Origin of the sequence: Haloarcula salina (assembly GCF_049603855.1) — an archaeon.
In the GTDB taxonomy this organism is placed as follows: Archaea; Halobacteriota; Halobacteria; order Halobacteriales; family Haloarculaceae; genus Haloarcula; species Haloarcula salina_A.
The window spans coordinates 511168-537109 of sequence record NZ_CP187146.1 but is presented as its reverse complement, the minus strand read 5'-3'; the positions used below and the strand labels follow the sequence as shown (position 1 = coordinate 537109).

General features: G+C 66.9%; 29 protein-coding genes and 1 tRNA gene. 17 read left to right on the top strand and 13 right to left on the bottom strand.

Translation table 11 applies throughout. The annotated features are described in order from the left end of the window. Nucleotides 1-83 precede the first annotated feature (83 nt). Nucleotides 84-1346, top strand: coding sequence for an isocitrate dehydrogenase (NADP(+)) (gene icd, locus ACOZ4I_RS02720; RefSeq protein ID WP_424002778.1), 1263 nt, complete (start codon nt 84-86; stop codon nt 1344-1346). A 180-nt stretch (nt 1347-1526) separates the two neighbouring features. On the opposite strand, the gene ACOZ4I_RS02715 is transcribed toward icd, so the two are convergent. Continuing rightward, entirely contained in the window at nt 1527-1751 is a 225-nt protein-coding gene (locus ACOZ4I_RS02715) for a hypothetical protein (protein WP_424002776.1), read from the bottom strand. Between the two features lie 85 nt (nt 1752-1836). On the opposite strand from ACOZ4I_RS02715, the gene ACOZ4I_RS02710 reads away from it, so the two are divergent. Then, the gene (locus ACOZ4I_RS02710) at nt 1837-2073 is read left to right on the top strand and encodes a hypothetical protein (protein WP_424002774.1); all 237 of its coding nucleotides are present in this window, start codon (nt 1837-1839) and stop codon (nt 2071-2073) included. Between the two features lie 30 nt (nt 2074-2103). On the opposite strand, the gene ACOZ4I_RS02705 is transcribed toward ACOZ4I_RS02710, so the two are convergent. After that, nucleotides 2104-2895: a hypothetical protein gene (locus ACOZ4I_RS02705; RefSeq protein WP_424002772.1), complete on the bottom strand. Its 792-nt coding sequence runs from the start codon at nt 2893-2895 to the stop codon at nt 2104-2106. Between the two features lie 98 nt (nt 2896-2993). Here ACOZ4I_RS02705 and ACOZ4I_RS02700 point away from each other — a divergent pair, with 98 nt between their 5' ends. Together ACOZ4I_RS02700 and ACOZ4I_RS02695 are read left to right on the top strand one after the other, a co-directional pair. After that, nucleotides 2994-3767: an MOSC domain-containing protein gene (locus ACOZ4I_RS02700; protein WP_424002770.1), complete on the top strand. Its 774-nt coding sequence runs from the start codon at nt 2994-2996 to the stop codon at nt 3765-3767. A 64-nt stretch (nt 3768-3831) separates the two neighbouring features. Then, the gene (locus tag ACOZ4I_RS02695) at nt 3832-4173 is read left to right on the top strand and encodes a ferredoxin (protein ID WP_424002768.1); all 342 of its coding nucleotides are present in this window, start codon (nt 3832-3834) and stop codon (nt 4171-4173) included. 33 nt (nt 4174-4206) lie between these two features. Here the strand turns inward: ACOZ4I_RS02695 and ACOZ4I_RS02690 are convergent, their stop codons facing one another. The 5 genes from ACOZ4I_RS02690 to ACOZ4I_RS02670 are packed head-to-tail and all read right to left on the bottom strand — an operon-like array spanning nt 4207 to nt 10309. Continuing rightward, entirely contained in the window at nt 4207-5517 is a 1311-nt protein-coding gene (locus ACOZ4I_RS02690) for an ABC transporter ATP-binding protein (RefSeq protein WP_424002766.1), read from the bottom strand. After that, nucleotides 5510-6625: an ABC transporter ATP-binding protein gene (locus tag ACOZ4I_RS02685; protein ID WP_424002764.1), complete on the bottom strand. Its 1116-nt coding sequence runs from the start codon at nt 6623-6625 to the stop codon at nt 5510-5512. The genes ACOZ4I_RS02690 and ACOZ4I_RS02685 overlap by 8 nt, the downstream gene beginning before the upstream one ends. A 2-nt stretch (nt 6626-6627) precedes the next feature. Next, on the bottom strand, nt 6628-7662 hold the full coding sequence (locus ACOZ4I_RS02680; protein ID WP_424002762.1) for an ABC transporter permease: 1035 nt from the start codon (nt 7660-7662) through the stop codon (nt 6628-6630). A gap of 2 nt (nt 7663-7664) precedes the next feature. After that, nucleotides 7665-8663, bottom strand: coding sequence for an ABC transporter permease (locus ACOZ4I_RS02675; protein ID WP_424002760.1), 999 nt, complete (start codon nt 8661-8663; stop codon nt 7665-7667). 23 nt (nt 8664-8686) lie between these two features. After that, nucleotides 8687-10309 carry an ABC transporter substrate-binding protein gene (locus tag ACOZ4I_RS02670; protein WP_424002758.1) on the bottom strand — a complete coding sequence of 541 codons (1623 nt, stop codon included), beginning with the start codon at nt 10307-10309 and terminating at the stop codon, nt 8687-8689. Nucleotides 10310-10518: 209 nt separating this feature from the next. On the opposite strand from ACOZ4I_RS02670, the gene ACOZ4I_RS02665 reads away from it, so the two are divergent. Together ACOZ4I_RS02665 and ACOZ4I_RS02660 are read left to right on the top strand one after the other, a co-directional pair. Next, nucleotides 10519-10603 (top strand) — tRNA-Leu (locus tag ACOZ4I_RS02665). A 417-nt stretch (nt 10604-11020) separates the two neighbouring features. Continuing rightward, on the top strand, nt 11021-11533 hold the full coding sequence (locus ACOZ4I_RS02660) for a DUF5813 family protein (RefSeq protein WP_424002756.1): 513 nt from the start codon (nt 11021-11023) through the stop codon (nt 11531-11533). A 32-nt stretch (nt 11534-11565) separates the two neighbouring features. Here ACOZ4I_RS02660 and ACOZ4I_RS02655 read toward each other — a convergent pair whose 3' ends face one another. Together ACOZ4I_RS02655 and ACOZ4I_RS02650 are read right to left on the bottom strand one after the other, a co-directional pair. Then, on the bottom strand, nt 11566-11796 hold the full coding sequence (locus tag ACOZ4I_RS02655; RefSeq protein ID WP_424002754.1) for an Lrp/AsnC family transcriptional regulator: 231 nt from the start codon (nt 11794-11796) through the stop codon (nt 11566-11568). A 1-nt stretch (nt 11797) separates the two neighbouring features. Then, nucleotides 11798-12484, bottom strand: a complete 687-nt coding sequence (locus ACOZ4I_RS02650; RefSeq protein ID WP_424002752.1) for a potassium channel family protein — start codon at nt 12482-12484, stop codon at nt 11798-11800. Between the two features lie 139 nt (nt 12485-12623). On the opposite strand from ACOZ4I_RS02650, the gene ACOZ4I_RS02645 reads away from it, so the two are divergent. Beyond that, nucleotides 12624-12854 (top strand): Lrp/AsnC family transcriptional regulator, encoded by a 231-nt coding sequence (locus ACOZ4I_RS02645; protein ID WP_424002750.1) that lies wholly within the window; start codon nt 12624-12626, stop codon nt 12852-12854. Nucleotides 12855-12918: 64 nt separating this feature from the next. After that, complete coding sequence (locus ACOZ4I_RS02640) at nt 12919-13239, top strand: hypothetical protein (RefSeq protein ID WP_424002748.1); 321 nt, start codon at nt 12919-12921, stop codon at nt 13237-13239. 12 nt (nt 13240-13251) lie between these two features. On the opposite strand, the gene tmk is transcribed toward ACOZ4I_RS02640, so the two are convergent. Further along, nucleotides 13252-13839, bottom strand: a complete 588-nt coding sequence (gene tmk, locus ACOZ4I_RS02635) for a dTMP kinase (protein ID WP_424002746.1) — start codon at nt 13837-13839, stop codon at nt 13252-13254. Between the two features lie 166 nt (nt 13840-14005). Between tmk and ACOZ4I_RS02630 the strand changes: the two genes are divergently transcribed. From ACOZ4I_RS02630 to cofG, 5 genes are all read left to right on the top strand, one after another. After that, the gene (locus ACOZ4I_RS02630; protein ID WP_424002744.1) at nt 14006-14911 is read left to right on the top strand and encodes a complex I NDUFA9 subunit family protein; all 906 of its coding nucleotides are present in this window, start codon (nt 14006-14008) and stop codon (nt 14909-14911) included. Nucleotides 14912-15202: 291 nt separating this feature from the next. Continuing rightward, the gene (locus ACOZ4I_RS02625) at nt 15203-16384 is read left to right on the top strand and encodes a tubulin/FtsZ family protein (RefSeq protein WP_424002742.1); all 1182 of its coding nucleotides are present in this window, start codon (nt 15203-15205) and stop codon (nt 16382-16384) included. Beyond that, a complete protein-coding gene (locus ACOZ4I_RS02620) occupies nt 16362-17138 on the top strand; it encodes a hypothetical protein (RefSeq protein WP_424002740.1) in 777 nt (258 codons plus the stop codon). Before ACOZ4I_RS02625 ends, ACOZ4I_RS02620 begins: the two co-directional genes overlap by 23 nt. Continuing rightward, on the top strand, nt 17138-17761 hold the full coding sequence (gene cofC / locus ACOZ4I_RS02615; RefSeq protein WP_424002738.1) for a 2-phospho-L-lactate guanylyltransferase: 624 nt from the start codon (nt 17138-17140) through the stop codon (nt 17759-17761). Before ACOZ4I_RS02620 ends, cofC begins: the two co-directional genes overlap by 1 nt. A gap of 33 nt (nt 17762-17794) precedes the next feature. After that, nucleotides 17795-18901 carry a 7,8-didemethyl-8-hydroxy-5-deazariboflavin synthase subunit CofG gene (gene cofG, locus ACOZ4I_RS02610; RefSeq protein WP_424004773.1) on the top strand — a complete coding sequence of 369 codons (1107 nt, stop codon included), beginning with the start codon at nt 17795-17797 and terminating at the stop codon, nt 18899-18901. Between the two features lie 204 nt (nt 18902-19105). On the opposite strand, the gene cofH is transcribed toward cofG, so the two are convergent. Beyond that, nucleotides 19106-20458 carry a 7,8-didemethyl-8-hydroxy-5-deazariboflavin synthase subunit CofH gene (gene cofH / locus ACOZ4I_RS02605; protein ID WP_424002736.1) on the bottom strand — a complete coding sequence of 451 codons (1353 nt, stop codon included), beginning with the start codon at nt 20456-20458 and terminating at the stop codon, nt 19106-19108. A 119-nt stretch (nt 20459-20577) separates the two neighbouring features. Further along, nucleotides 20578-21597: a sodium:calcium antiporter gene (locus ACOZ4I_RS02600; protein WP_424002734.1), complete on the bottom strand. Its 1020-nt coding sequence runs from the start codon at nt 21595-21597 to the stop codon at nt 20578-20580. Between the two features lie 88 nt (nt 21598-21685). Between ACOZ4I_RS02600 and ACOZ4I_RS02595 the strand changes: the two genes are divergently transcribed. Further along, nucleotides 21686-22720, top strand: a complete 1035-nt coding sequence (locus ACOZ4I_RS02595) for a phosphoribosylaminoimidazolesuccinocarboxamide synthase (protein WP_424002732.1) — start codon at nt 21686-21688, stop codon at nt 22718-22720. A 251-nt stretch (nt 22721-22971) separates the two neighbouring features. On the opposite strand, the gene ACOZ4I_RS02590 is transcribed toward ACOZ4I_RS02595, so the two are convergent. Beyond that, entirely contained in the window at nt 22972-23955 is a 984-nt protein-coding gene (locus tag ACOZ4I_RS02590) for a formyltetrahydrofolate deformylase (RefSeq protein WP_424002730.1), read from the bottom strand. A 105-nt stretch (nt 23956-24060) separates the two neighbouring features. Here ACOZ4I_RS02590 and ACOZ4I_RS02585 point away from each other — a divergent pair, with 105 nt between their 5' ends. The 3 genes from ACOZ4I_RS02585 to purS are packed head-to-tail and all read left to right on the top strand — an operon-like array spanning nt 24061 to nt 25911. Next, a complete protein-coding gene (locus tag ACOZ4I_RS02585) occupies nt 24061-24939 on the top strand; it encodes a GAF domain-containing protein (RefSeq protein WP_424002728.1) in 879 nt (292 codons plus the stop codon). Continuing rightward, on the top strand, nt 24939-25604 hold the full coding sequence (locus tag ACOZ4I_RS02580) for a DUF7504 family protein (protein WP_424002726.1): 666 nt from the start codon (nt 24939-24941) through the stop codon (nt 25602-25604). Before ACOZ4I_RS02585 ends, ACOZ4I_RS02580 begins: the two co-directional genes overlap by 1 nt. Before the next feature lie 52 nt (nt 25605-25656). Continuing rightward, entirely contained in the window at nt 25657-25911 is a 255-nt protein-coding gene (gene purS, locus ACOZ4I_RS02575; protein ID WP_424002724.1) for a phosphoribosylformylglycinamidine synthase subunit PurS, read from the top strand. Nucleotides 25912-25942: the final 31 nt, after the last annotated feature.

The window sequence follows — 25942 nt, the reverse complement described above, 5'->3', positions numbered from 1 at the left end:
AACGTGGTGATTATTAATGAGGGTTGTTACCAAAGGATGCGCAAAGCGGCAATCCTTTAGGGGCGACTATCGATGGGCGGAATATGGGCTACGACTACGACAAAGTGGAGGTGCCCGACGAGGGCCAGCAGATTCAGGTCACAGACGACAACGAACTCGAGGTGCCGGAGAATCCGATCATCCCCATCATCCACGGGGACGGTATCGGTACCGACGTCGGCCCGGCAGCCCAGAAGGTTCTGGAGGCCGCCGCCAACGCCACCGGCCGCGACATCTCGTGGATGCGCGTCTACGCCGGCCAGTCTGCCCGTGACAAGTACGACGAGAACCTGCCCGACGACACCGTCGAGGCCATCAAGGAGTTCAACGTCGCCATCAAGGGCCCGCTGACGACGCCCGTCGGAGCCGGTTTCCGATCGCTGAACGTCGCGCTCCGCAAGACGCTCGACCTCTACGCGAACGTCCGCCCGACCTACCACATCGAGGGCGTCCCGTCTCCCGTCAAGGACCCCGAGGAGATGGACATGGTCACGTTCCGGGAGAACACCGAGGACGTCTACGCCGGCATCGAGTGGGAGGCCGGCACCGACGAGGTCGAGGAGGTCAAGGAGTTCGTCGAAGACGAGATGGGCTTCGACAGCACCATCCACGACGGCCCGGTCGGCATCGGCGTCAAGCCGATCACCGAGTTCGGGACCAAGCGCCTCGTCCGCGAGGCCATCGACTACGCCCTCGAAGAGGACCGCGACAGCGTCACGCTGGTCCACAAGGGCAACATCATGAAGTTCACCGAGGGTGCCTTCCGTGACTGGGGCTACGAGGTGGCCGAAGAGGAGTACGGCGAGAACGTCATCACCGAGGACGAGCTGTGGGACGAGTACGACGGTGAAGCGCCCGAAGACGCGCTGGTCGTCAACGACCGCATCGCCGACAACATGCTCCAGCAGCTCCTGACCCGCACCGACGAGTACGACGTCATCGCGACGATGAACCTCAACGGCGACTACATGTCCGACGCCGCCGGCGCACAGATCGGCGGCCTCGGCATCGCCCCCGGTGCAAACTTCGGCTCGGCCCGCTGTCTCGCCGAACCGGTCCACGGCTCCGCGCCGAAGTACGCCGGCGAGGACAAGGTCAACCCGACCGCGATGATCCTCTCCGGCCGACTCATGCTCGAGTACATGGGCTGGAAGGACGCCGGCCAACTCGTCCGCGACGCCGTCGAGGAGACCATCTCCTCGGGCGACGTGACCTACGACCTGGAGCGCCAGATCGAAGGTGGCAACAAGCTCGCCACCAGCGAGTTCGCCGACAAGATCGTCGAGAACATCGAGCGACTCTCGTAGAGAGCCGCTCGTACTCTGGCGGCAGAGCCGCCAGAACATAGAGAAACTGGCGTAACGCGATTCGAGCGTCCTCGACGGACGCTCGAACGGTTCGCGGGCGACAGGTGCCCCCGCGACTGACCGCAGACTATGCAGGCTCGCTTTGACACGCCCGTACCTGACTGCCGTTTTCCGCTTTCGTCACTCCGTCAGCGGAAGGACTACGCCGAAAATCAGCGGTGAGAGCAGTCCGATCGCGAGACCGATGATCTCCATGTCGATCAACAGCGTGTTACCCCACGCGGGGATCGTTCCGACGGCGTGGCCGCCGATCTCGACGGCGGCGGCGAGCAGGAACAGTCCAGCACCGAGCATGAACCCTCGCTTCGCCAGCGTCGCGTAGTCGGCGTTCCAGTTCTGCGCCATGTGCGGGGATTCGCGCTCGTTCACTAAGCGCTTTCCACTCGAACCGAAAGAGCTACAACCGCGTTTGTGCTGCTCTCTCGCAGCAATGGTGGGCTCAGAAACGCTGCCGGAACTGCTCGAACTGGTACTATCGGTGCTGCTCGCGACCGCGTTCACCGCCGTCGGCACCCTCACCGAACAGGCCGCCATCAGCGACCTGTCGGGCGGCGTCTCCGCGTTCGGCCTCTGGGAGCTCTACATGGGGCTCGTTTTGCTGTACGCCGGCGTCTACCTCCTCGGGTACCAGCGCGTTCTGCCCGCTATCGGTCGCCTCACGGCCTGAAGAACGAGACTCTGGCCCGATTTGCGACCGTCAGACGGACCGCTGTGACGCGTTCGCGACCCAGACCGGCCGCGAAACCGTCGTCGACCCGACGTTACGCACGCGGATGTCCTGCGTGACGCGAACCGACTCCCGGCCTCGCTCGGCGTCGAACACCAGCCGTAGCGCCTCGACGGTCCCGTCCTGGCTGACGCGCAACTGGGCGGAGACGTTCGTCGGATTGTCGATGAACAGCGGCGTCACCAGTCGATCGGGGCGGACGAAGCGGTGGCCGACGAGGAGTACGTCGCCGCTCGCCCGCCGCTCGGCGACGGACAGGTCGACAGCACCGGCGACGCCCTGGATCGTCCGTCTGTCGGGGAGATCGGCCACGGGACCGGCCTCCTGGACCTCCCATCGGACGATCTGGGGCCGATTGACCCGCTCGTCGTACCGGACGGCGACGACGGACCCGTTCGTCCAGTAGTCGAAGCGGGCGGTCCGCGAGCGGACGGCCCGGCTGGTCTGATTGAAGCGACCCGCGTACTCCGTGGCGTTTCGCGCCACCCAGCGGGTGTGGTTCGACCGCCGGAGGAGCGTGCCGTTGCGGTCGGTGACCCGCTGGCGGTGGACCACCGTGTAGTTCCGCGTCGCGAGCGTGCGTGCGTGGGCGCTGCCGAGCGCTGCTGCGTTCACGCCGTCCTCGCTCACGCCGGGCGGAGAGGCCGCTCCCGGCGTCGGAACCGGAGCGGGAGTGACCGGCTCCACGTCCTCGCCGACGAACCCCGTACAGCCGGCAGCCGCGATGGCGAGCACCAGGACGACGGCCGCGGTCCGTGCCATTGGCTGTCATACGGACGGGAGGCTCAAACCCGTATCGCCCCCGACGGGCACGCCGGAATCGGGCACGGCTATAACGGCGGCGCGAGAAGGGCCAGACAGTGGCACACGTCGAGCGACTCACCGTCTACCCCGTCAAGGCGCTGGACGGCACGGACTGCGAATCGGCATCGATCCGGCCGGGCGGCACGCTCGCCCACGACCGCGAGTTCGCGCTGTTCGACGACGCGGGCGAGGTCGTCAACGGCAAGCGGACGGCCCGCGTCCACGACCTCGACACCGCGTACGACCCGGCTGACGGGACCCTGACCGTCGAGCACGGCGACGAGCGGAAATCGTTCGCGCTCCGCGAGGCGGCGGGCCGCGACCGGGCGGCCGACTGGCTCGGCGCGTTCTTCGACGTGGACCTGACCGTCGAGCGCGACGCCTCGCTGGGCTACGTCGACCGCCGGGAGATGGGGCCGTCGGTCATCAGCACCGCGACGCTCGAAACCGTCGCCGGGTGGTTCGACGACGTGACCGTCGACGGACTGCGCCGTCGGATGCGGGCGAACGTCGAGGTCGGCGGCGTCCCGGCGTTCTGGGAGGACCGCTTCGTCGGGGCCGACGCGCCGGCGTTCGAGGCCGGCGGCGTCCGCATCGAGGGCGTCACCCCCTGTGGCCGCTGTGTCGTCCCCCAGCGCGACCCCGACACCGGCGAGGAGACGCCGGAGTTCCGGTCGCGCTTCCTCGAACGCCGCGAGGAGACGTTCCCCGAGTGGGCCGACCGCGACGCGTTCGACCACTTCTACACGCTGATGCTCATCGCGCGCGTCCCCGAGGCCGACCGCGGGGAGACCCTCGCAGTCGGCGACCCCGTCTCGGTCGTCGAGTGAGCAGGACGGGGCGAGGCTGGCGGGGACCGACAATCGAAAGGCCGTCCGGCGCGAACCGGAGGTAATGGCAGACGCGGACGACCCGATCGACCCGAGCGAGGTCGGCGAGCAGGACGCCCCGCCCGTCGACGAGAAGCCCTACAAACTCATCTTCGAGGCGAACAAGTGCTTCGGCGCGGGCAAGTGCGCCGAGAAGTCGCGCAACTGGACGCTCGACCTCGACACCGGCATCGCCCGGCCCGAGACCTACTTCTTCGGCGAGGAGGATCTGGAGCACAACGTCGCGGCCGCCGAGGCCTGCCCGGCGAAGAAAGACCGCGGCATTATCCACGTCGTCGACCGCCGGACGAACGAGGAAATCGCGCCGGATCCCAACGGCGACGGCACGCTGTCGGTCGACTGGTAGCCCGGGCGCGCCGGCCGCCGGGGCGTGCGGCGCTCACTCCTGGTGGAGGTGACAGGCCACCGTGTGGCGATCTGATCCGTGTTGGGGGTCGACCTCGTAGTCGGGTTCCTCCTGCGCGCAGACGCTCTGTTCTGCGAACGCTTCCTGGAGCCGTTCTGTCGCGGCGTCCCAGTCGTCGGCCGCGAGGTCGTCGATGGCCGCCGAGACCACGTCGCCGGCGGGGCCGTCGGGAACGCGCCCGTCGAAGTACCGCCGGCGGATGGCGTCGGGGTCCGTCTCCGTGAAGTCGCGGCGCTTCACGTGGCGCATGAACGCTCGAACGCTGTCCCACGCCTCGTCGGACAGGTCGTACTCGGCGGGCGCGATGAGCTTCGGACAGCGCGTGCGGAACCGACAGCCCGACGGCGGCTGAATCGGCGAGGGCACGTCGCCCTCCAGAACGCCGCGGCGGCCGTCTGCCCGCGGATCCGGAACCGGAATCGAGTCCAGCAGCGCCTGCGTGTACGGGTGGCTCGGGTTCTCGAACAGCTCTCGCTTGTCGGCCAGTTCGACAAGCTGGCCGAGGTACATCACCGCCACGCGGTCGGAGATGTGCCTGATGACCGAGAGGTCGTGGGCGATGAACAGGTAGGTGAGCCCGAACTCCTCCTGGAGGTCACGCATGGTGTTCAGCACCTGCGCCTGTATCGACACGTCTAGTGCGCTCACCGGCTCGTCACAGACGACGAAGTCGGGGTTGACCGACAGCGCCCGTGCGAGGTTGATGCGCTGGCGCTGGCCGCCGGAGAAGGCGTGCGGGTAGCGGTTGTAGTGCTGCGGGTCGAGCCCGACCTTCTCCAGCAGTTCCTGCGCCCGGGCCGCCCGCCCCTCCGCGTCGAGCATCCCGTGGGCCTGCATCGGTTCCTCGACGATCTTCCCGACCTTCATCCGCGGGTCGAGCGAGGACTGGGGGTCCTGGAAGATCATCTGGACGTCTTTGCGGGTGTTGCGGAGGTCCTCGCCGGAGAGGTCGGCGAGGTCGCGGCCCTTGAAGTAGATGCTGCCCTCGGTCGGCTCCAGCAGGCGGATGATCGTCCGGGCGAGCGTGCTCTTGCCACAGCCGGACTCGCCGACCAGCCCGAGCGTCTCGCCTTTACGGATGGTGAACGAGACGTCCTCGACCGCCTTGACCCACTCGCGTCCGGTCTCTATCGGCAGGCCGTCCGCGTCCCGGTCGACGGAGAGCCAGGAGAACAGGCCCTCGTCGGTCGGGAAGTACTTGCTGACGTTCTCGATCTCCACGAGCGGGTCGCCGAAGCCGACGGCGTCGACGCCCTCGGCGGCCGCCGCGGCGCGCTCAGTCATCGGTCTCACCGCCCGAGAGCGACACGTCGAACCCCTGCTGGGCGGCCGCGTCAAGCGGCGGCGAGCCGTTGTAAGCCGTCTCGAAGGCGTCGTGTTTGATGCAGGCGGCCCGGTGTGGCTGGTCGCCGTCGCCCACGTCCCGGCAGTCGGGGTTCGTCGTCTTGCAGGCCTCGCGGGCCTCGGGACAGCGCGTGTGGAACCGACAGCCGGCGGGCGGGTCGATGGCCTCAGGCATCACCCCTCTGATGGGGTTCAGTTCCTCGACCGTCTGGTCGGGCCGCGGGACGGAGTCGAGCAGCGCCGCCGTGTAGGGATGTTTCGTGTCGTAGAACAGGTCGTCGACCGGGGCCTGCTCCACGATCTCGCCGAGGTACATCACGTTCACGCGGTCGCAGATCTCGGCGACGACGCCCATGTCGTGGGTCACCCAGAGGAAACTGGTCCCGTAGCGGTCCTGGAGGTCCTCGACGAGGTCGAGTATCTGCGCCTCGACGGTCACGTCCAGCGCCGTGGTCGGCTCGTCGGCGATGATGAGCGACGGCTCGCAGGCCAGCGCCATCGCGATGAGGACCCGCTGGCGCATCCCGCCGGAGAACTGGTGGGGGTAGTCGCCGTAGCGGGCCTCGGGCTCGGGGATGCCGACCTCCCGGAGCATCGACACCGCCTCTTCGCGGGCCTCGCGCTCGGAGAGGTCGCGGTTGAGCTCGATGAACTCCCGGAGCTGACCCCCGACGGTGAACACCGGGTTGAGCGACTCCATCGGGTCCTGGAAGATGATGGCGATCTCCCGACCGCGGATGCGCTCGCGGAGTTCACCGTCCGGCATCGTGGCCTCGGTCCGGTACGGGTCGCCGTCGGGGTCGGTCTCGACCTCGACGAGCGTCTCGCCGTCGAACTCGATGCGGCCGCCGACGATTTTCCCCGGCGATTCGATGAGCCGCATGATCGCCGAGGTGGCGACGCTCTTGCCGGCCCCTGACTCGCCCACGAGGCCGACCAGTTCGCCCTCGTGGACGTCGAAACTGATGCCGTCGACGGCGCGGACGACGCCGTCTTCGGTGAAGAACTGTACCTTCAGATCGTCGACGCGGAGGAGTGGATTAGACATTGTCAGTTGTCGAGTCGGGGGTCGAGGGCGTCTCTGAGGCCGTCACCGAACATGTTGAACGCGACCACCGTTACCAGGATGCACAGCCCCGGCCAGATGCTGAACCACGGGTCGGCGATCATGTGGTCGCGGGAGACAGAGAGCATCTGGCCCCAGGACGGCGTCGGCGGCTGGATGCCGAACCCGAGGAAGGAGAGGCCGGCGATGATGATGATCGCCGTGCCGACCTGCAGGGTCGCCTGGACCAGGACCGGCGCGAAACTGTTCGGGATGACGTGCCGGAGGATGATGTTCCGGTCGCGTACGCCGGCCGCCCGCGCCGCGTCGACGTACTCGTCTTCGCGGACGCTGACGACGCGCGAGCGGATGAGGCGGGCGAACTTCGGGATGGAGGCGACGCCGACGCCGATCATCGCGAACGTGATGCTCCGCCCGAAGGCCGCGATGAACGCGAGCACGAGCACGAGAAACGGGATGGCGTACAGGGTCTCGGCCAGTCGCATCAGCACGTCGTCGACCCAGCCGCCGTAGTAGCCCGACACCGCGCCGACGAGCATGCCGCCGACCAGCCCGATGGCGGTCGCGAGCACGCCAACCATGATGGCGATGCGCGTGCCGTAGATGAGTCGCAACAGGATGTCGCGGCCGCGGTTGTCGGTCCCGAGCGGGTGTGCCCAGGTGCCCTGTCCGTACGCGTTCTCGATGCCGACCGGGGGCAACAGCGCCGTCGTGTCGGCCGATTCCTGGATAGGGCTCATCCAGACGGTCTTGGCGAGCCAGTACTGCTCGACGCCGAACTGGGCGAACACCTGGTACTGCGCGAGGTACTCGAAAACCACGGCGTCGATGGTCGTCACGACGGCGACGGCGGTGGCGGCGACGATCACCAGAAAGCCGCCGAAGGCCGTCGGGTCCTCGCGGACCTGCGCGAGCGTGTAGCGCCAGCCCACGCGTGCCTCGACGGACTGTTCCGACTCGTCGAAGTCCTCGACCGACTCGCCCCCTACCGTCTCCGAATCTGAATGTGTCGTAGCCATAGTTACTCCTGATCACCGTACGAGACCCGCGGGTCGACGTACGCGTACGAGATATCCGTGAGGATGACGCCGACGACGAACACGAACGCGAACACGAGCGTCGTCCCCATCACCAGCGGGAAGTCCTGTCTGCTGATCGAACTCACGATGAGCCGCCCCATTCCGTTGATCTCGAATACCGTCTCGGTCAGCACCGCGCCGCCGATGGCCGTCGTCAACTGGAGGCCGATGATGGTGATGACCGGAAGCTGTGCGTTCCGGAACGCGTGCTTGCGGAGGATGGTTTTCTCTTTCACCCCGTAGGCGCGGGCGAGGCGAACGTAGTCGTCGGACAGTACTTCGAGCATCGACGAGCGCTCGATGCGCGTGATCGCCGCCATCTGGAGCGTCCCGAGCGACAGCATCGGGAGGAGGAGATGCTCGCCCGCGACGAACAGGACGCCGAGGCGGGTGCTCGCGCCGGTGACGGCCGAGGGCGGTGCCCACGGCATCACGAGGTTCGTCGCCGGCAACATCCCGAGGTGGAACGAGAAGACGAGGATGAGGACGAGCCCGATCCAGAACGACGGGGTGCTGACGCCGACGAGCGAGACGATGCGGGTGAGGTGGTCGGCCGGCTTGTTTCGGCGATGTGCCGAGATGACCCCCAGCGGGACCGCCGCCGCGATGGCGAAGGCGAAACTCGACCCCATCAACAGCAGGGTCGCCGGGAGCCGCTGGGCGATCTTCGCGGTCACGGGCGCGTCGTAGTAGATGCTCCGGCCCATGTCCAACTGGACGAGGTTGACGAGGTACTTCCAGAACCGGATGTGAATCGGCTGGTCCAGGCCGTACTTCGCCTTGAGCGTCTCGACGGCGGCCTGGTTGGGCGACGGGCCGAGCATGATCTCGACGGGGTTGCTCGGCGCGGCGTTGATGAGCGCGAACGTGATGGCGACGACGCCGAGGAGCACGGGAACTGCCTGCAGGACGCGTCTGGTGGAATAGCGTATGAGACTCATGTTCGATAGATCTTCGGCCCGAGCTACTGGACCGAGACGTTGTTGTAGTCGCTGACGATGGAGAACTGGTCGATGGGATGTGCGAGGAAGTCCTCGACCCGGCTACGGACGCCGAAGCTGTTTTTCAGCGTGTAGGCGGGGATGTGCGGCCGCTCTTCGAGGATGGTCTCGACCGCCGAGACGTACAGGTCGCGGCGCTCCTCGTGGTCGGTCGACTGTCTGGCGTTCATGATGGCCGAGTCCACCTCGTCGTTGCGGTAGTACGTCCCGTTCGTGACGCCGATCTGCTCCTGGGCGAACAGGAAGTACATGAACGTGTCCGGGTCCGGCGAGCCGGACCAGCCGAGCGTGAACATGTTGTAGTCGCTCGACTTGCCGGAGACGTACCGATCGAGGAACGCGCCCCAGTCGAGGCGCTGGACGGACGCGCCGTACCCGGCCTCCTTGATGCCGTTCGCGACCGAGGTGCCGATCTGTTCGCGCTTGTCGTCCGGCGGGACGATGATGGTGGCCTGCCAGTCGTCCGGGACGTTGTCGCTGTCGTCGAGCGTCGCCTTCGCGGCGTCCACGTCCTTCTCGCTACCCATGGATCCCCACTCGTCGACGGGGAACTCCCACGCCTCTGCCAGCGTCTCCGGGATCGGCGAGACGGCCCGGACGCCCGAGGGCTGGACGAACCGCTCGACGGCGGTCTGCATCGAGAACGTCTGGTCGATGGCCTTCCGCACCGCGGGGTCCGCGGTCGGGCCCTCGTTGCAGTTGAACGCGAGGTAGAAGTAGCTCATGCCCAGCGCCGACTGGATCGCCGCGTTCTCCATGCCCTCGACGGTCTGCCAGGACTTCGGCGGGATGCTCTTGACGATGTCGTTCTTCCCGTTCTTGAGGGTCGTGATGCGGGTCGTCGGCTCCTCGACGGGGACGAACTCGAGCGTCGAGATGTTCGGCATGGGGTCGCCCCAGTAGTCGTCCCACCGCGAGAGGACGACGGACTCGCCCTCCGCCCAGCTTTCGAGTTTGAACGGCCCCGAGCCGACCGGGTCCTCCTTGTTGAACGCCTCCCTGTCCTCAGTTCGAACGCTCTTGGGGACGATGTCGCGCGTCATGTACTGCTTGAACGCCCCGAACTGGTACTTGAGGTCGAACTGGACCGTGGACTCGTCGACCACCGTCACGGAGTCGATCATGTTGACCTCGCCGGCGTTCTCCGTCTCCTCCTCGACCGGCGCGAGGAACGTGTGTTTCACGTCCTCCGCGGTGACCGTTTCCCCGTTCTGGAACGTCACGTCGGTGTTCAGGGGGACGATCCAGCGCTGGCCGCCCCGCTCGACCGTCGGCATCTCCGCGGCGACCGCCGGCGTGATCTCGGTCCCCGACTCGTTGTAGGCATAGAGCGGGTCGAAGAGCATCATCGCCACCTCGTCGGAGGGGACGTCGTTCAGGACGATAGGGTCGAACTCCACCGGCGACTTCGCCTGGGCGAGTCGGAGGCGCGACCCGCCGCTCTCACCGTTGCTGGTCCCGCCCTCGCCACTGTTCGTCGATCCCTGACAGCCGGCCAGCAGCGACGCGGCGGTACCACCCGCGACGGCTCGCAGCAGGGTTCGTCGTGAGACGCTCTCTCGTGAGGGAGTTTCAGGTGCGGTCATTGTCAATATAGCACAGCGCCATCGTGAAGTGTAGTTGTAATAAATGCCTAGGTTGTTTCCTCGTTATATCTCGGCCAGTCCGGATGCACCGGGCTTATACTGCCGCTTAATCGGAGATTTGGGTAATATGTGGCCACAGACACATGTCCGAGAGTTATCAGGGGCGAATCGAAAGGACCATTCCCGGGCCACCGCAGAGTTTGAACCGCGCGAGGGTAGCCGAGCCTGGCCAAAGGCGGTGGGCTTAAGACCCGCTCCCGTAGGGGTCCCTGGGTTCGAATCCCAGCCCTCGCATCCTGCTGCGAGCGATCCCGCGAGCAGCGGGTGCGTCTCTGGATTCGAGCCCTGCCAGTCGCAGCGCGAACGACCGTGAGCGACCGTCTGGATCCGGTTCGAATCCCAGCCCTCGCATCCGTGTGCGACGCGAATTCGCGTCGCACAGAATCACCAGTCGTGGTTTCTCCGACACAGAACCGGGCACAGTCGTGGGAGCGAGACAGACCGTCGGAGAGCGCAAAGACGGAATCCGGCCGACGGCCCGTTCGACCACGCCACCCACACACTGTGGCAAACGATCTGTGGATCGCACATTCGCTGTGGTATCAGGAGGCTACCGAGTGGCCGCTGTGGTATGGGTCTGATACCACCTGAATTGTCGGGGAGCGGGGGAACGCGATGCGTTTTTCCAGCCAACCGGCCTACTGGGAAACCATGACCGACGTGCCAGACGACGTTGCCGCGGCGTTCGACCGACACGACGCGTTCGAGGCGGACGGCGACGGCTACGCCGTGCAGACGACCAGTTTCGTCGGGCGCGTGACCGCGATCGAGGGCGAGGAGTGGCGAACAGACTACGAGGTGACGGTCCGCGCGCCGTCGCTACAGGCCGCGACCGAGGACGAGGTGGGCGAGGCCGTCGCCGACGGCTGGTTCGAGACGCTGGAGCGGCGACTCGAAGACGCGCCGAAGGCCACCCGGACGACCGTCGACCTAGACGAGTACGCAGTGGCCGAAGATGGCGACGAGATCGTCGTCACGTTCCGGTTCAGCCTCGGCGGCGAGCGCCAGGCCGCGGACGTGGCGAAGACCTTCGTCGAGTACGTCGAGGGGACGTACGTCGAGGGAATCGTGCCCGGCTACGACTACGTCGGGGTCGTCGCGGAGCTTCTGAACTCGGCGAGCAGCGGCGCGAGCGAGGGGAGTCGCGGCGGCACGCCCCTGTAACCGACCCGAGAGAAGGCGATCCGTGCGCGCGGTCAGTCCATCGCGATGTACGTCTGGGTGTTCTCGACGCCGTCGATGTCCTGGATGTGTGTCGCCGCCACGTCCTTGACTTCGGCGGGCGTCTCGACCTCGACCTTCGCGATGAGGTCGACGTCGCCAGCGACGATGTGGGCTTCGACGACGCCGGCGACGGCCTCGATTTCGTCTCGCAAGCGGTCCGCGTCTCCGGTGTGAGCTTTGACCATGACGTATGCAGTAACCATATCAGGCACCTCCAAGCGCAGTCGCGCGGCCGGATTCGCCGACGACGATGCTGCGGACGTCAGCGAGCGTTCCGAAGTCCGCGAGGATCACGACTCTGTCGCCGGTCTCGAGCGTTTCGTCGGGATTGGGAATCGAGAGCGGGGCCTCGCCCTTGCCGTGGGCGAGCAACCGCGAGTCGGCTGGGAGTTCCAGTTCCGACAGCGAGTACCCCTGCATCGGCGAGGTCTCCTGGATGGTGAACTCCACGAGCTGGAGGTTCTGCGCGATGTCGGCGACCGCGCGGATGTTGCCCCCCAGCAGGGCGTTCTTGGCGGCGATCGCGCCGAGTCGTTCGGGGTAGATGATCTCGTCGACGTCGGAGGCGTAGCGCCGGTAGATCTCCTCGCGGTAGTCTTCGTCGATTCGCATGACGGTCCGACAGCCGTGCTCCTTTGCGATCATGCACGCGACGAAGTTGTCGTTCAGGTCGCCCGTGAGCGCGCCGACCGCGTCGGCGGCCGCCAGATCCGCGTCGTCGAGCGTGTCTTCGATGGCCCCGTCGCCGGCGATCACCTCGAACCCGGCGGTACGCGCCCGCTCGACTGCGCTGTCGTCGCGCTCGATGAGGACGACCTCGTGACCGCTCTCTTGCAGGACGCGAGCCGTCCGCAATCCGACACGACCTGCACCCACGATAACGAATCGCATACACGGCCATATGGGACGGGGGTGAATAAAAGTACCCACCCCGGCGGAACCGCCGGACGTCCTGACCGCACGGACGCGACCGGTCGCCGCAGGTCCGCGGGCAGAAACCTTTTCGTGTTATGTGACGACATATCACAATATGGTCACTGCGTTCATCATGGTCAAGACCGCCGCCGGGAAATCCGACGAACTCCTCTCCGCGGTCCGGGAGTCTGAGGGCATCACCGAGGCCCACATCGTCGCCGGCCAGTACGACATCATCGCCGAGGCGACCGGGACGGAGGTCTACGACATCATGCAGTCGGTCTCGAACCACGTCCGGGACCTGGAGGGTGTGTCTGACACGCGGACCTACATCTGCCTGGAGTGACCCACGGTCGACGCCGGCGGGTGCGTTCCGACACGGCAAAGGCGCTCGCCCACCAACCGCAGGTATGGTCAGCGTCGTCGGTATCGCCGGCTTGCTCGTCATCGTGCTGGTCAACAGTGCCGTGACGGCCCTCATGACGCGCTTCTTCCGGGTCCGACTCAACACGCGGTGGGGGAGCCTCGTCTACGCGCTGTTGCTCTGTCCGGTCGTCATGCTCGTCATCGTCCTGCTTCTGAGCGGCGTGTTCAGCCTGGGGGCGAACCTCGGCAGCCCGGCGGCCGTCGTGCTCGTTACACTCGTCATCCCGCTGGCGACCGGCATCACCTTCGATTACTTCTGGATGCCCTCGCCGGACGAGGTCGACCTGCCGGCGACGATGGAGTAAGTCGACGACCGCTCACTCCAGCACCGCCGCGCGGACGCGTTCGTAGACCGTTTCTGGATCCGCGGTCGCGTCGACGCGAACGAACCGGTCGGGGTCGTCCCGCATGAGTCGCTCGTAGTTGTCCCGAACGTCGGCGAGGTAGTCGGCGGTCTCGAACTTGTTCGTCGCGCCGCTCCGCCGTGCGGCGGTCTCGGGGTCGATGTCGAGATAGACGGTCCGGTCCGGCGGGCGCGTCCAGGGCGCGTGGACCTCCCGGACGAACTGGAGCGGGTCGTCGAACCGGTCGCTCGACGCGAGGGTCGCGCCCTGGTAGGCGAACCGGGAGTCGCTGTAGCGGTCGGAGACGACGACGCGACCGTCCGAGAGCGCCGGGCGAACGGTGTCAGAGAGGTGGGCGGCGTGGTCGGCGGTGTAGAGGAACAGTTCCGCCAGCGAGTCCGCGTCGTCGTCGTCGATAGACCGCTGGACGGCGTCCCCGTACCACGAATCGGTCGGCTCGCGTGTGAACACGGTGTCCGACGGCACGGCGTCGTCGGCTCGGAGGCGCTCCCACGCGGTGGTCTTCCCGCTTCCGTCCAGCCCTTCGAGCGTGACCAGCATACGCCTCCATCTGTCTGGGGGGTACGTAAGCCCCCCGACAGGCCGCCTGCGGCACGTATCACCCGACATGTCAGGGTCGTGACCGGGCGAAATTGCGCCACCAGCGGGCGAATTGCCCCACTGATTGCGCCCAAGCTTTAGGATTGTACCGGGCCTACGTAGTGGCATGGACGTACTCGTCGTCGGCGGGACCGGATTCGTCGGACAGCACCTCTGCCGCGAACTCGACGACCGCGGGCACGCCGTCACCGCCCTCTCCCGGTCACCGGACGACGCCGACCTCCCGGCGAGCGTCGACCGGGTTTCGGGCGACGTGACGGATTACGAGAGCATCGAGGGCGCCTTCGAGGGGAAAGACGCCGTGGTCTTCCTCCCGGCCCTGACCCCGCTGTTCGAACCCGACGGCGGCAACGAGATGCACGAGAGGGTCCACCTGGGCGGGACCGAGAACGCCGTCCGCGCGGCCGAAGAACACGGCGTGGACCGGTACCTCCAGATGAGCGCGCTCGCGGCCGATCCCGACGGGGCGACTCACTACCTCCGCGCGAAGGGGAAGGCGGAGGAAGTGGTCAGGAGCTCCGACCTCGATTGGATCATCTTCCGACCATCCATCGTCTTCGGCGACGGCGACGAGTTCACCTACTTCGTCAAGCGCCTCAAGCAGATCTTCGCACCGGGCGTCCCCCTGTATCCGCTCCCTGGCGGCGGTCGGAAAGCTCACTTCCAACTCATCTGGATCGAGGATTTCACCCCGATGCTCGCCGACGCGCTCGAGGACGACGAACACGTCGGGAAGACGTACGAAATCGGCGGTCCCGAGATACTGAGCCTGCGAGAGTCGACTGAACTCGTCTTCGAGAGCGAGGGGAAGTCCATCACCATCGTCCCGCTGCCGATGCCGCTCGCGAAGATCGGACTGCCAGTGCTCGGCCTGCTCGGGTTCCCGATGGGGAGCGATCAGTACGAGGGGCTCGATTTCGAGAACGTCCCCCGAGACAACGACGCGGCGGTGTTCGGGCGCGACCCGTCGTCGATGAAGACCTTCCGATCGTACCTCGGACTGGACCAGTAGCGACCGGGCGACAGTCGACCCGAGATAACTGTCTCTAGCGGGGCGTCGCTTGCATCGAACCGAGTTGCTGGTTCGCTCATCTCGATAGCTTCCCAGACTCAGTAGTGGTTTGTTACTATCGTCTGATAATTCAGGCCAGAGAGGAATCAGAGATAACTGCCGGAAACGAGCGTTAGCCACTGCTTACTATCAGTATGCATTTATTTCCAGTTCGAAATCTCGCATATGAAACTTGGGCAAAACACTTATGCTCGCCATCGCTCTTTGACCCCTTAAGCGGAGAACTAGATTATGAAACTCGCGATGATCGGCTTCGGGCAGGCCGGTGGTAAAATTGTGGACAAGTTCCTCGAGTACGACAGGGAAACCGGCTCGGGAATCGTCCGCTCTGCTGTTGCAGTCAACACAGCAAAAGCAGACCTGCTTGGGCTAGAACACATTCCGGAAGAGAATCGAGTGCTCATCGGCCAGGCCCGCGTCAAGGGCCACGGCGTGGGCGCAGACAACGAACTCGGCGCGGAGATCGCCGAGGAAGACATCGACGAGGTGCAGGGTGCGATCGACAACATCCCCGTCCACGAAGTGGACGCCTTCCTCATCGTCGCCGGCCTCGGCGGCGGGACCGGGTCCGGCGGCTCGCCGGTGGTCGCGAAGCACCTCAAGCGCATCTACACGGAGCCGGTGTACGGGCTCGGCGTCCTGCCCGGCAGCGACGAAGGCGGTATCTACACGCTGAACGCCGCCCGTTCGTTCCAGACCTTCGTGCGCGAGGTGGACAACCTGATGGTGTTCGACAACGACGCCTGGCGACAGACGGGCGAGTCCGTCGAGGGCGGCTACGACCACATCAACGAGGAGATCGTCCGCCGGTTCGGCGTGCTGTTCGGGGCCGGTGAGGTCGAGGCCGGCGACAACGTCGCAGAGAGCGTCGTCGACTCCTCCGAGATCATCAACACGCTCGACGGCGGCGGCGTCTCCACAGTCGGCTACGCCTCCGAGGACGTCGAAGTGTCTTCGAGCGGTGGACTCCTCTCCCGATTCAAGGGCGGCGACGGCAGCACCGACGACGGCATGGACACGGCGAACACGACCAACCGGATCACGTCACTCGTCAGGAAGGCCGCGCTCGGCCGACTGACGCTCCCCTGCGAGATCGAGGGCGCGGAGCGCGCCCTGCTCGTGATGGCCGGGCCGCCGGAGCACCTGAACCGGAAGGGAATCGAGCGCGGGCGCAAGTGGCTCGAGGAGCAGACCGGTTCGATGGAGGTCCGCGGCGGGGACTACCCGACCAACGCCCCGAAAGTTGCCGCGTCGATCCTGCTCGCCGGCGTCCACAACGTCCCGCGAATCAAGGAGCTACAGCAGGTCGCGATCGAGGCCCAGGACAACATCGACGACATCCGGAGCCAAAGCGAAGATAACTTGGAGGACTTGGTCGAAGACGACGAAGATGAACTCGATCCGCTGTTCTAAGCGAACCGCGACGTTGCTCTGTGTCGTCGTGTTGCTCGCCTTCGCCGGCACAGCCAGCGCGTTTTCTGTCTCTGCTGAGGGTGTGCCGTCCGAATCGGCCGTCGACGAGGAGGTCACCGTCACGTACACTATCGACGACCCGTTCACCGACGCGCCCGACGAGTGGACGCTGACGGGCGAGACCGAACTCCAGAACATCAGCTGGACGGTCACCGTCCTGCGCGCGGGCAATCAGGTCAGTCAGGAGACCTACGGCTCCCAGTCCTTCGAACAGGGCCTCAACATCGGCAACAACGGGGATCAGGTCCGCGTTGAGCTGACGGGAACGACGCCCGCCGTCGGGAACTACACGTACGAGCCGGCACAGAGTTACCAGGTCGCGACGCTGAGCCGCGTGACCGGGAACAACGAAGCCGAGTTCCGCAACGACACCGCCCACCACTACACCGAGGAGAGCCGCGCGGCGCGACAGGCCATCGACGACGCACAGCTCGCGATCGACGAGGCCGGCGGGAACGAAGACGCCCAGGCGCTCGTCCAGAGCGCAATCTCCTCCTACGAGAACGGGAACTTCCAGAACGCACAGGACCTCGCCGGCCAGGCACAGGGCGTGGCCGAGCAGGCCCAGCAGAGCGCCCAGACCCAGCGAACGCTGCTCATGGTCGGCGGCGCACTCGTCGTCCTCCTGCTGCTCGCGGGCGGCGGCTACTACGTCTACACCCAGATGAGCGGCGACGACTACAGCAAGCTGTAATGCGCGTCGTCGTCCCCGTCTCGGGGTCCGACCCGAAAACGCGTCTCGCCTCTGTTCTCACGCTCCACGAGCGTCGCGGATTCACCGAGGCCATGCTCGCCGACGTGCTGGACGCGCTGACCGGCGCTGACCTCGAACCGGAGGTCGTCTCGACGGCCCCGGTCGACTGCGACGCGCCGGTCACCGTCGACGACCGAGGACTGGATGCACTGGTCAACGATCTGCTCGCGTCGACCGTCTCCGAGTCCGGCGGGACGCTCGCGATCGTCATGGCCGACCTGCCGCTCGCGACGCCCGAGAGCGTCGACCGGCTGGTGACGGCCGACGGCGACGTGGTGCTCGCCCCGGGGCTGGGCGGCGGGACGAACGCCTTCGTCTGTCGTCACCCCGACTTCTGCGTGGACTACCACGGCGCGTCGATCCGCGACCACCGCCGAATCGCCCGCGACGTGGCGGCCGACCTCGCAGAAATCGACTCCCGACGACTCGCGACAGACATCGACGAGCCGAGCGACCTCGCCGAGGTCCTGCTCCACGGCGACGGCGCGGCCGCCGACTGGCTCGCCGACGCCGGCTTCAGGCTGTCGCTCACAGACGGCCGTGTCACCGCCGTGCGCGAGTGAAGCTTTTTGTCCGTGGGACGCAGATCCCGTGACGTGATTCCCGGCGCGGAGGACTACGACATCGACATCGAGATTCGGGACGCCGACGTTGAGCGGGCGCTGTCGGTGATGCCCGAGGACGTCTCGGCCGCGCCGGAGCTGTCCTACTGCCGGAACGTCTTCCTGCCGCTGACGACCGCCTGCCGGTACACCTGCACCTACTGCACCTACTACGACCCGCCGGGTCAGGCCGAGTTGCTGAGCCGCGAGGAGATCCGCGAGACGTGTCGCCGGGGGGCCGACGCCGGCTGTACCGAGGCGCTGTTCACCTTCGGCGACGACCCGGACGACCGCTACACCGAGATCCACGATCAGCTCGCCGAGTGGGGCCACGACTCGATCCACGAGTACCTCCGGGCGGCCTGCGAGATCGCGCTCGACGAGGGGCTGCTCCCCCACGCGAACCCCGGTGACCAGACCCGCGAGCAGATGGCCCACGTGGCCGACCTGAACGCCTCGATGGGCGTCATGCTGGAGACGACCACCGAGGTGCAGGCCCACGGCGGCCCGCGCTCGAAGACGCCGGGCCAGCGGCTCAACACGCTCCGGGTCGCCGGCGAACTCGGCGTCCCGTTCACGACCGGTATCCTCGTCGGCATCGGCGAGGACTGGGACCACCGCGCCGAGAGCCTGCTCGCCATCCGCGAACTCCACGAGCGCTACGGTCACATCCAGGAGGTCATCGTCCAGCCGGTCGTCGAGAACGAGCGCTGGACGGACGGCTCGCCCGACCTGGCGACGATGCGCCGGGTGACCGCGATGGCCCGCGCGGTCCTTCCCGAGGCGGTGTCGGTGCAGGTCCCGCCGAACCTCGCGCCCGCGAGAGACCTGACCGACTGCGGCATCGACGACCTCGGCGGCGTCTCGCCGGTCACCGTCGACCACATCAACCCAGAGTACGAGTGGCCGGCACTGCAGGAACTGACGGCCGTCGCGGACACCGCCGACGTGCCGCTGCGCGAGCGACTCCCCGTCTACGAGCGGTTCGTGGACGACGGATGGCTGTCCGACCCGATCGAAGCCGCCATCGAGGCGGACGACGAGGCCGGCGAGCGCTTCCGGGCGATACTCGAACGCGGCGAGAACCCGGTCAGCGCCTGAATCGTACGGCCGGCCGGCACCGTGTCACGAGACGACCACCTAGGTACCTAGGCAGTAGTTACACAACGGTTGCAAGACCAATAGTTATCATGCCTGGGCGTGCCTCTGACAGCTATCCCGGGTACGAAGCGAGTCCGGTTCGGTCGCGGCCCTGCCCAGCCGCGACCGTTTTCGCGGCCAGATACGAGCGCAGAGCGACGGCACTCACTCCAGTAGCGGCGTGCCGTCCGCTCGCGGGCCGAGCGTCGGACCGAGCACGTCCGCGTCGGGGTCAATAACGCGGCGCTGTTCGTAGTCGGTCGAGCGCTCGACCGGCGTCCGGCCGATGGCAGTGATCATGTCCGCGTACTCCCGGAACGAGCGGAACTCGCCGTAGCCGCCGCCGGCGCGCTTGGTGATCTCCTCGGAGAGGATCGTCCCCATGAAGTCGTCCGCGCCGCAGTTGAGCAGCTTCAGGCCCTGCGCGTCGCCGTACTTGACCCACGAGGACTGGATATGCTCGACGTTGTCGAGGAACAGGCGGGCGACGGCGACGAGCAGTTCGTCCTCGTCCCGACTGGCCCCGTCCTCGACCATGCCGCGCTCGTACAGCGGCGTCTCCTCGTGGACGAACGACAGCGGGACGAACTCCGTGATCGCGCCGGTCCGGTCCTGCAAGTCCCGGATGCGCTGTAAGTGGAGCGCGCGGTGGCGCTCGTTCTCGACGTGGCCGTACATCATCGTCGAGGTCATGTCGAGTCCGACCGCGGCGGCGGCCTCCATCGCTTCCAGCCACTCGCCGGTGTCGATCTTGCCCGGGCAGATAACGTTCCGGACTTCGTCGACGAGTATCTCAGCGGCCGTCCCCGGCACGCTGTCGAGACCGGCGTCCTTCAACCGTCGGTACACCTCCTCGTAGGACCAGTCGGTCCCCCGTCGGGCGTGGTAGGCCTCTTCCGGCGTCATCGAGTGGACGTGGACGCCGCCGACGTTCATCGCCGAGAGCTGTTCGCAGTAGGTGGCCGGGTCGGTGTCGTACTCGGCCGGCGGGCGGTAGTTCAGGTCGCCACGGTCGCTGGCTTCGAGGATTTCCCGGTGTTCGTCGTCGAGCGCGAACGCGGGATGGAGGCCGCTGACCGAACACACCTCGTAGATGCCGCGGTCGACGGCGTCTCGGACGATCTCGCGCGATTCGGCGGGCGTCTTGGTGAACCCCCCGTGGTCTTCCTGGTACTCGCTGCGGAACTGCTCGGAGCGGTCCTTGAAGTTACAGAACAGGCAGCCGGTGTTACAGGCCGTGGTGACGTTGTTGTTGAGGTTCGCGACGAACGTGACCTCGTCGCCGACGACCTCGGCCCGCCGGCGGTCGGCCGCCTCCAGAACGCGCTCCTTTCGGTAGTGGTCGATGCCGTCCCGGTCGGTGCCCGTCGTCAGCAGTTCGACCGCGTCGTCGACCGTCAGTCGCGTCCCATCGCGCGCCTTCGCCAGTGCGTTCTCGAACGACTGCTCGGTCGTCGGACGGTGGTCGAACTCGACGGAACCGTCCGGCGAATCGACGGGCTCTGAGACATCCGGCATTGCTGAACTGGAGGGAAAGCACCGCCAAAAACGTGTGGGTCACAGACAAGATGTGGCCGAATCTGTGTCCAGTCTTGCCCCGTCGGGTGCCGGTCGTCACGGCCACCCGGCCGTCACGATCATCCCGTCGGCAAGAGCCCAACAGTGCTACCGGCTGTCTCTGCGAGGATCCATCCCACGAACAGCGCGTACGCGCCGAGCAACGCGTACGACTCGATCTCGCTCAGCACGAGGTCGGTTCGGAGGGCCGTAAACAGCAGGATGGTTGCCGCCGTCAGGACGCCGAACATCGGTACGGCCATCGCGAAGTCGACGGTCCACGTCCCGGCGATGAGGACGCCGAGCGGAATGGCGACGAGCAGGTCGAAGGTGTTCGAGCCGAGGACGTTCGCCAGCGACGTGACGCCGCGGTCCTGTCGGGCGGCCCTGACGCTGACGAGTGTGTCGGGCAGACTCGTCGCCGCCGCGAGGACCGTCACGCCCAGTAAGAACTCCTGGATGCCCGCGGTGCGGCCGAGGACGCCAACCGAGTGGACCAGTTGCTCCACCGCGACGAGGATGACGCCGAGGCCCAGCGCGAGAAAGAGCCACTGCCGGCCGACAGCGATTTCGCTTCCGGCCTCGGTGCCCGCCTCGTGGTCGGCCGTGTCCTGGTACTGGATGAAGATGTAGAGGCCGTACAGCAGCAGTGGAACGAGCGCCAGCGGCCGTGTGACGACGCCCGACAGCGCCGCCTGGCTGGGGTAGTAGATGACCGCCAGCGCGAACGTGATGAGCAGGACGGAGACGGAGAGCATGTAGAACTGCGCCTCCTTGTACACCAGCGTCCGATTCGACTCCAGCGGATCGTCCGTCGCGAGCCCCGCCGCAGCGGGGATGACGAGGACGTTGAAAATCGCGGAGCCGACGATCGCACCGACCCCGAGCGGCATCGCCCCGCCGAGCGCGGCGACGACGACGGTCGCGACCTCGGGGAAGCTCGATCCCACGGCGACGATGATCGCGCCCTGGACGACCTCCGGCAGGCCGTAGTAGGCCGCCAGCCGCTCGCTCGACGTCTCCAGCCAGTCGCTGCCCTTCCAGATCGCCCCCGTCGCGGCCACGATGATCGCCGCCTCGACCAGTAGGTTCGCCGCCATCGTCCGATGGTCAGCGGCGAGCGGGAAAACCCTTCCCGGACGGCGCGAGTGAGAAACGTCTTTGTCCCCGGCCCGAAAGGCGGGCACAATGACGAGCGTCAAGGAGTTCCGCGTTGACGAACCCGCGACGGCCGACGACCTGGGCCGTGGCGCGTTCGTGTTCACGGACGACTACTCGGTATTCGACTGGGGGAAGATGCCCGACGAGATCCCGGACAAGGGCGCGTCGCTGTGCACGATGGGCGCGTACAACTTCCAGTTGCTCGAAGAGAACCACCTCCCCACCCACTACGAGGGCGTCCGGCTTCCGGACGGCGACGAGGTGCTCGACCTCGGCGAGGCGCTGTCGGCCGGCACGGCCCCCGAGGAGATGGTCATCTCGCTCACGCAGGTGCCCGACCTCCCCTTCGCCGACGGCGGCTACGACTACGACGCCTACCACGCCGACGCTGGCGAGAACTACCTGATTCCGCTCGAAATCGTCTTCCGGAACCGCGTCCCCGTCGGCTCCTCGCTGCGCTCGCGGACCGACCCGTCGGACCACGGCCTCGACGCCGACGAGTGGCCCGACGAGGTGGTCGACCTCGACGAGCCCATCGTCGAATTCTCGACGAAATACGAGGAGCAGGACCGCTACCTCGACCGCGAGGCCGCAGACCGCATCGCCGGCACGGCGAGCATCGACCGCCTCGAAGAGCTGGCGCTCGCCGTGAACCACGTCGTCACCGAGCAGGCCACTGAAGCCGACCTCGTCCACGAAGACGGGAAGATCGAGTGCCTGTACCACGAGGGCGAGATCCGCGTCGCCGACGTGGTCGGCACGTTCGACGAGAACCGCTTCTCGTACGACGGCCAGCAGGTCAGCAAGGAGGTCATCCGCCAGTACCACAAGCGCACCCAGCCCGCGTGGGTCGAGGCCGTCGGCGAAGCCAAGCGACAGGCCGGCGAACGGGGCGTCGCGGACTGGAAATCGCTCTGTGACGAGTCGCCCGAACCGCTCGACGAGCGCGTCATCCAGATAGCCCGCGACCTCTACTGCGCCGGGACGAACGCCTACGTCGGTGGCGACGTGTTCGACGCGCCGTCGCTCGACGCGGCCGTCGACGCCGCTCGCGACCTCTGAGAGGAAAAGGCAGTCCAGCTTTTCGCGGTCTACTCGATGGCGTAGTCGTCTGCTTCTGCAATCCGACCGACGAAGGGATCGGACACGCGCTATCGCGCGATCCTCGCTGGCTTAGTCGCCCACTTCTGCGAGACAGCCGACGAAGTTGTCAGGCCCGCACTTTCGTGCGGCCTTCCATGGCTTAGTCGTCTGCTTCTGCGAACCGGCCGACGAAGGGATCGGATACGCGCTATCGCGCGATCCTCGCTGGCTTAGTCGCCCGCTTCGACTTCCCCGTCCTCGCCTGCCACAAACTCACCCAGACCGTCGATGGGCCGGTCGGGGTTGAGCCGGTCGAGTTCGTCGGGCGCGCCGAGTTGCGCGTCCGTCTCGTCCGGGTCCCGGAGCTTCGTCCGGCCGCGGTGGACGGTCACCTCGTCGTTGAGGTGGAGTTTGATGGCCTCGATGAGCGCCTCGGCTTCGAGGGGCTGCCCGATCTGCTGGAGTTCCTCCTCGGTGGCGTCGTCGGGGACGTTGAACGCCCGCTGGGTGATGATGGGGCCCTGGTCCAGGTCTGTCGTCACGTAGTGGGCGGTGACGCCGGCGATGCGGACGCCCTCCTCGATGGCCTGCATGTACGCCGACGCCCCGGGGAACGCGGGCAGCAGGCTCGGGTGGACGTTGATGATGCGGCTCTCGTAGCGAAAGACCACGTCCGGCGAGAGGATGCGCATGTAGCGGGCCAGCGCGATGAGGTCCGCGTCGTACTGCGCCAGCAGGTCGAGGAGTTGCTCCTCGTCCGGCGTCCCCTTCTCGTCGCCGATGTCGTGGAACGGCACGTCGTACTTCGCGGCCAGCGGTTCGAGGTCGTCGTGGTTGCCGATGACCACCTCGATGTCCGCGCCGAGGTCGCCGTTGGCCCACGCCTCGAACAGGGCTTCGAGACAGTGAGACTCCTTCGTGACGAGGACGGCGATGGACTGCGTCTCGCGGTCCGAGGGGAACCGGACCTGCAGGTCGACGCCGAGTTCGTCCCCGAGTTCGGTGAGGTCCTCGCGGAGTTTCTCCTCGGTCGTCACCATCTCGGCCGTGTCGACGTGCATGGTCATGCGGAACACGCCCTCGCGAACGGCCTGGTCGAGGTCCTCGATGTTGATGCCGCGTTCGAACAGCAACGAGGTCACTTCGGCGATGAGTCCCGTGTCGTCCTCGCCGACGACCGTGATCTCGGTCAGCGAATGTCTCACGATACCCACCTCCGGACGAATTCGTCGTTCATTTGCTGCTGATTCGGCAGGCCCGAGCCAAAAGCCTTCGTTTTCGGTCACCACGCCTTTGTGCCCAGCGACCGACGTTCGGTCGTGACGAGCAATTCGCCGACGGTTCTCTGTGCCGACCCGGACGACGCGTCGAGAGCGGCGACGGTCGACGCGCTCGCGAGCGCCGGGCTGGCTGTCAGAGAGGCAGCGTCGATCAGCGACCTCGAATCGACGCTCGATGACCCCGTCGACTGCGTCGTGACGGCGTTCGAGTTCGACGACGGCGACGGCTTCGACGCGGTCGACACCGTCCGGGCCGTGAACCCCGACTGCGTCTGTATCCTGTTCACCGACCGCGGGCCGTCCGACCTGCCGCGAGGCGCGCCCGAACAGGTCGTCGAGTACGTCCCGAAACCGGACGACGGGTCGCGGGACCGACTGGCCGAGGTGGCCGCGGCGGCAGCAGCGGAGACGACGCAGGCGGCCTACCCCCTCCCGGAGGCGGAATCCGAGCGGCTGGCCGCCGTGCGACAGTACGACGTGGCCTCGCTGTCGGCCGCCGAGGCGTTCGACCGATTGACGACGCTCATGGCCCGCCACTTCGACATCGACGTGGCCTTCGTCGGCCTCGTCGACGAGCACGAGGAGCGGTTCCTGGCCTGCGAGGGGGCCAACTGGCGGACGCTCGCCCGAGAGGACTCGATCTGTACGCACACGATTCTCACCGACGAGACGCTCGTCGTCGAAGACGTACAGGAAGACCCGCGGTTCGCTGCCGTCGACGCGCTGGCGGAACTGGACATCCGGTCGTACGCGGGCGTGAGAATCACGGACGACGACGGGAACGCGCTCGGAGCGGTCTGTTGTACCGACAGCGAGCCGCGCCGATACAGCCGCGCGGAACTGGACGACCTCAGGCGGTTCGCGGACGAGGTCGAAGAACAGCTCCGGTTGCGGCGACAGCTCACGGGAGCGCCCTGATGACGGCGCGTCGGGACGCCCCCTACGCGTTCGACGACCTCCCGCTGGGCCCAGTCGACCCGGGGACGAGCGTCATCGTGACGGGACCGGTCCTCAACGGCGCCCGCGAGCTCGGGCTGCGGCTGCTCAAGTGCGACGAGACTGACTGCGGGACCCTCATCGTCGCGACGGACAGCGGCGCGGCCGCGACGCTCGAAGACTTCGAACGCCACGGTGGGACGCTCGACCCGAAGCGGATCGGGGTCGTCGACTGCGCACAGGACGGGCGCGAGTCCCCCGAAAACTGCGTCTCGACCGTCGGGACCCCGGGCGACCTGACCGGCATCGGCATCGAGTACTCTGACCACTACGAGCGGCTGTACGCCGCGGGGTACGAACGCGTCAGGACCGGTGTCCTGACCGCGACCCCGCTGCTCGTCTACAGCGACGACGTGCGGCCGGTGTATCGCTTCGTCAACACCGTCACCGGCCGGATCGACACCGCGGGCGGCATCGGCGCGTGCGTCCTCGACCCGAAGGCCCACGACGAGCAGGTGGTCGAGAGCCTGGTCCAGTGCTTCGACGGCCGCGTCCACGTCCGGGCCGGTGACGAGGGAGTCGAACTCCGGGTCGACGGGCTGCCGGATCAACCGGCCGACTGGACGGCGGTCGACCCCGCGGCGTGACGACCGCAGGAGAACACAAGCGTTTTCTCCGCCGGCCGCTCGCTTGCCAGTAATGACTGCCTTCACCGCGACCGTCACCGTCCGGCTCAAGCGGGGCGTCCTCGACCCCGAGGCCGAGACCACACAGCGGTCCCTGGAACGGCTGGGCTTCGAACTCGACGACCTGCGCTCGGCCGACGTGTTCGAACTCGACCTCGACGCAGAGAGCGCCGACGCGGCGGCCGACCGCGCGGAGGAGATGGCCGAGCGCCTGCTCGCCAACCCCACCATCCACGACTACGACGTGGAGGTCGACCCCGCGGAATGACGATTGCAGTGAAACTACCGGCGATGCGCTG

Excerpts from the sequence above, each read along its gene's own strand:
- icd (WP_424002778.1), top strand. The coding sequence starts at position 84 with ATGGGCTACGACTACGACAAAGTGGAGGTGCCCGACGAGGGCCAGCAG.
- ACOZ4I_RS02715 (WP_424002776.1), bottom strand. The coding sequence starts at position 1,751 with ATGGCGCAGAACTGGAACGCCGACTACGCGACGCTGGCGAAGCGAGGG.
- ACOZ4I_RS02710 (WP_424002774.1), top strand. The coding sequence starts at position 1,837 with ATGGTGGGCTCAGAAACGCTGCCGGAACTGCTCGAACTGGTACTATCG.
- ACOZ4I_RS02705 (WP_424002772.1), bottom strand. The coding sequence starts at position 2,895 with ATGGCACGGACCGCGGCCGTCGTCCTGGTGCTCGCCATCGCGGCTGCC.
- ACOZ4I_RS02695 (WP_424002768.1), top strand. The coding sequence starts at position 3,832 with ATGGCAGACGCGGACGACCCGATCGACCCGAGCGAGGTCGGCGAGCAG.
- ACOZ4I_RS02690 (WP_424002766.1), bottom strand. The coding sequence starts at position 5,517 with ATGACTGAGCGCGCCGCGGCGGCCGCCGAGGGCGTCGACGCCGTCGGC.
- ACOZ4I_RS02685 (WP_424002764.1), bottom strand. The coding sequence starts at position 6,625 with ATGTCTAATCCACTCCTCCGCGTCGACGATCTGAAGGTACAGTTCTTC.
- ACOZ4I_RS02680 (WP_424002762.1), bottom strand. The coding sequence starts at position 7,662 with ATGGCTACGACACATTCAGATTCGGAGACGGTAGGGGGCGAGTCGGTC.
- ACOZ4I_RS02675 (WP_424002760.1), bottom strand. The coding sequence starts at position 8,663 with ATGAGTCTCATACGCTATTCCACCAGACGCGTCCTGCAGGCAGTTCCC.
- ACOZ4I_RS02670 (WP_424002758.1), bottom strand. The coding sequence starts at position 10,309 with ATGACCGCACCTGAAACTCCCTCACGAGAGAGCGTCTCACGACGAACC.
- ACOZ4I_RS02660 (WP_424002756.1), top strand. The coding sequence starts at position 11,021 with ATGACCGACGTGCCAGACGACGTTGCCGCGGCGTTCGACCGACACGAC.
- ACOZ4I_RS02655 (WP_424002754.1), bottom strand. The coding sequence starts at position 11,796 with ATGGTTACTGCATACGTCATGGTCAAAGCTCACACCGGAGACGCGGAC.
- ACOZ4I_RS02650 (WP_424002752.1), bottom strand. The coding sequence starts at position 12,484 with ATGCGATTCGTTATCGTGGGTGCAGGTCGTGTCGGATTGCGGACGGCT.
- ACOZ4I_RS02645 (WP_424002750.1), top strand. The coding sequence starts at position 12,624 with ATGGTCACTGCGTTCATCATGGTCAAGACCGCCGCCGGGAAATCCGAC.
- ACOZ4I_RS02640 (WP_424002748.1), top strand. The coding sequence starts at position 12,919 with ATGGTCAGCGTCGTCGGTATCGCCGGCTTGCTCGTCATCGTGCTGGTC.
- tmk (WP_424002746.1), bottom strand. The coding sequence starts at position 13,839 with ATGCTGGTCACGCTCGAAGGGCTGGACGGAAGCGGGAAGACCACCGCG.
- ACOZ4I_RS02630 (WP_424002744.1), top strand. The coding sequence starts at position 14,006 with ATGGACGTACTCGTCGTCGGCGGGACCGGATTCGTCGGACAGCACCTC.
- ACOZ4I_RS02625 (WP_424002742.1), top strand. The coding sequence starts at position 15,203 with ATGAAACTCGCGATGATCGGCTTCGGGCAGGCCGGTGGTAAAATTGTG.
- ACOZ4I_RS02620 (WP_424002740.1), top strand. The coding sequence starts at position 16,362 with ATGAACTCGATCCGCTGTTCTAAGCGAACCGCGACGTTGCTCTGTGTC.
- cofC (WP_424002738.1), top strand. The coding sequence starts at position 17,138 with ATGCGCGTCGTCGTCCCCGTCTCGGGGTCCGACCCGAAAACGCGTCTC.
- cofH (WP_424002736.1), bottom strand. The coding sequence starts at position 20,458 with ATGCCGGATGTCTCAGAGCCCGTCGATTCGCCGGACGGTTCCGTCGAG.
- ACOZ4I_RS02600 (WP_424002734.1), bottom strand. The coding sequence starts at position 21,597 with ATGGCGGCGAACCTACTGGTCGAGGCGGCGATCATCGTGGCCGCGACG.
- ACOZ4I_RS02595 (WP_424002732.1), top strand. The coding sequence starts at position 21,686 with ATGACGAGCGTCAAGGAGTTCCGCGTTGACGAACCCGCGACGGCCGAC.
- ACOZ4I_RS02580 (WP_424002726.1), top strand. The coding sequence starts at position 24,939 with ATGACGGCGCGTCGGGACGCCCCCTACGCGTTCGACGACCTCCCGCTG.
- purS (WP_424002724.1), top strand. The coding sequence starts at position 25,657 with ATGACTGCCTTCACCGCGACCGTCACCGTCCGGCTCAAGCGGGGCGTC.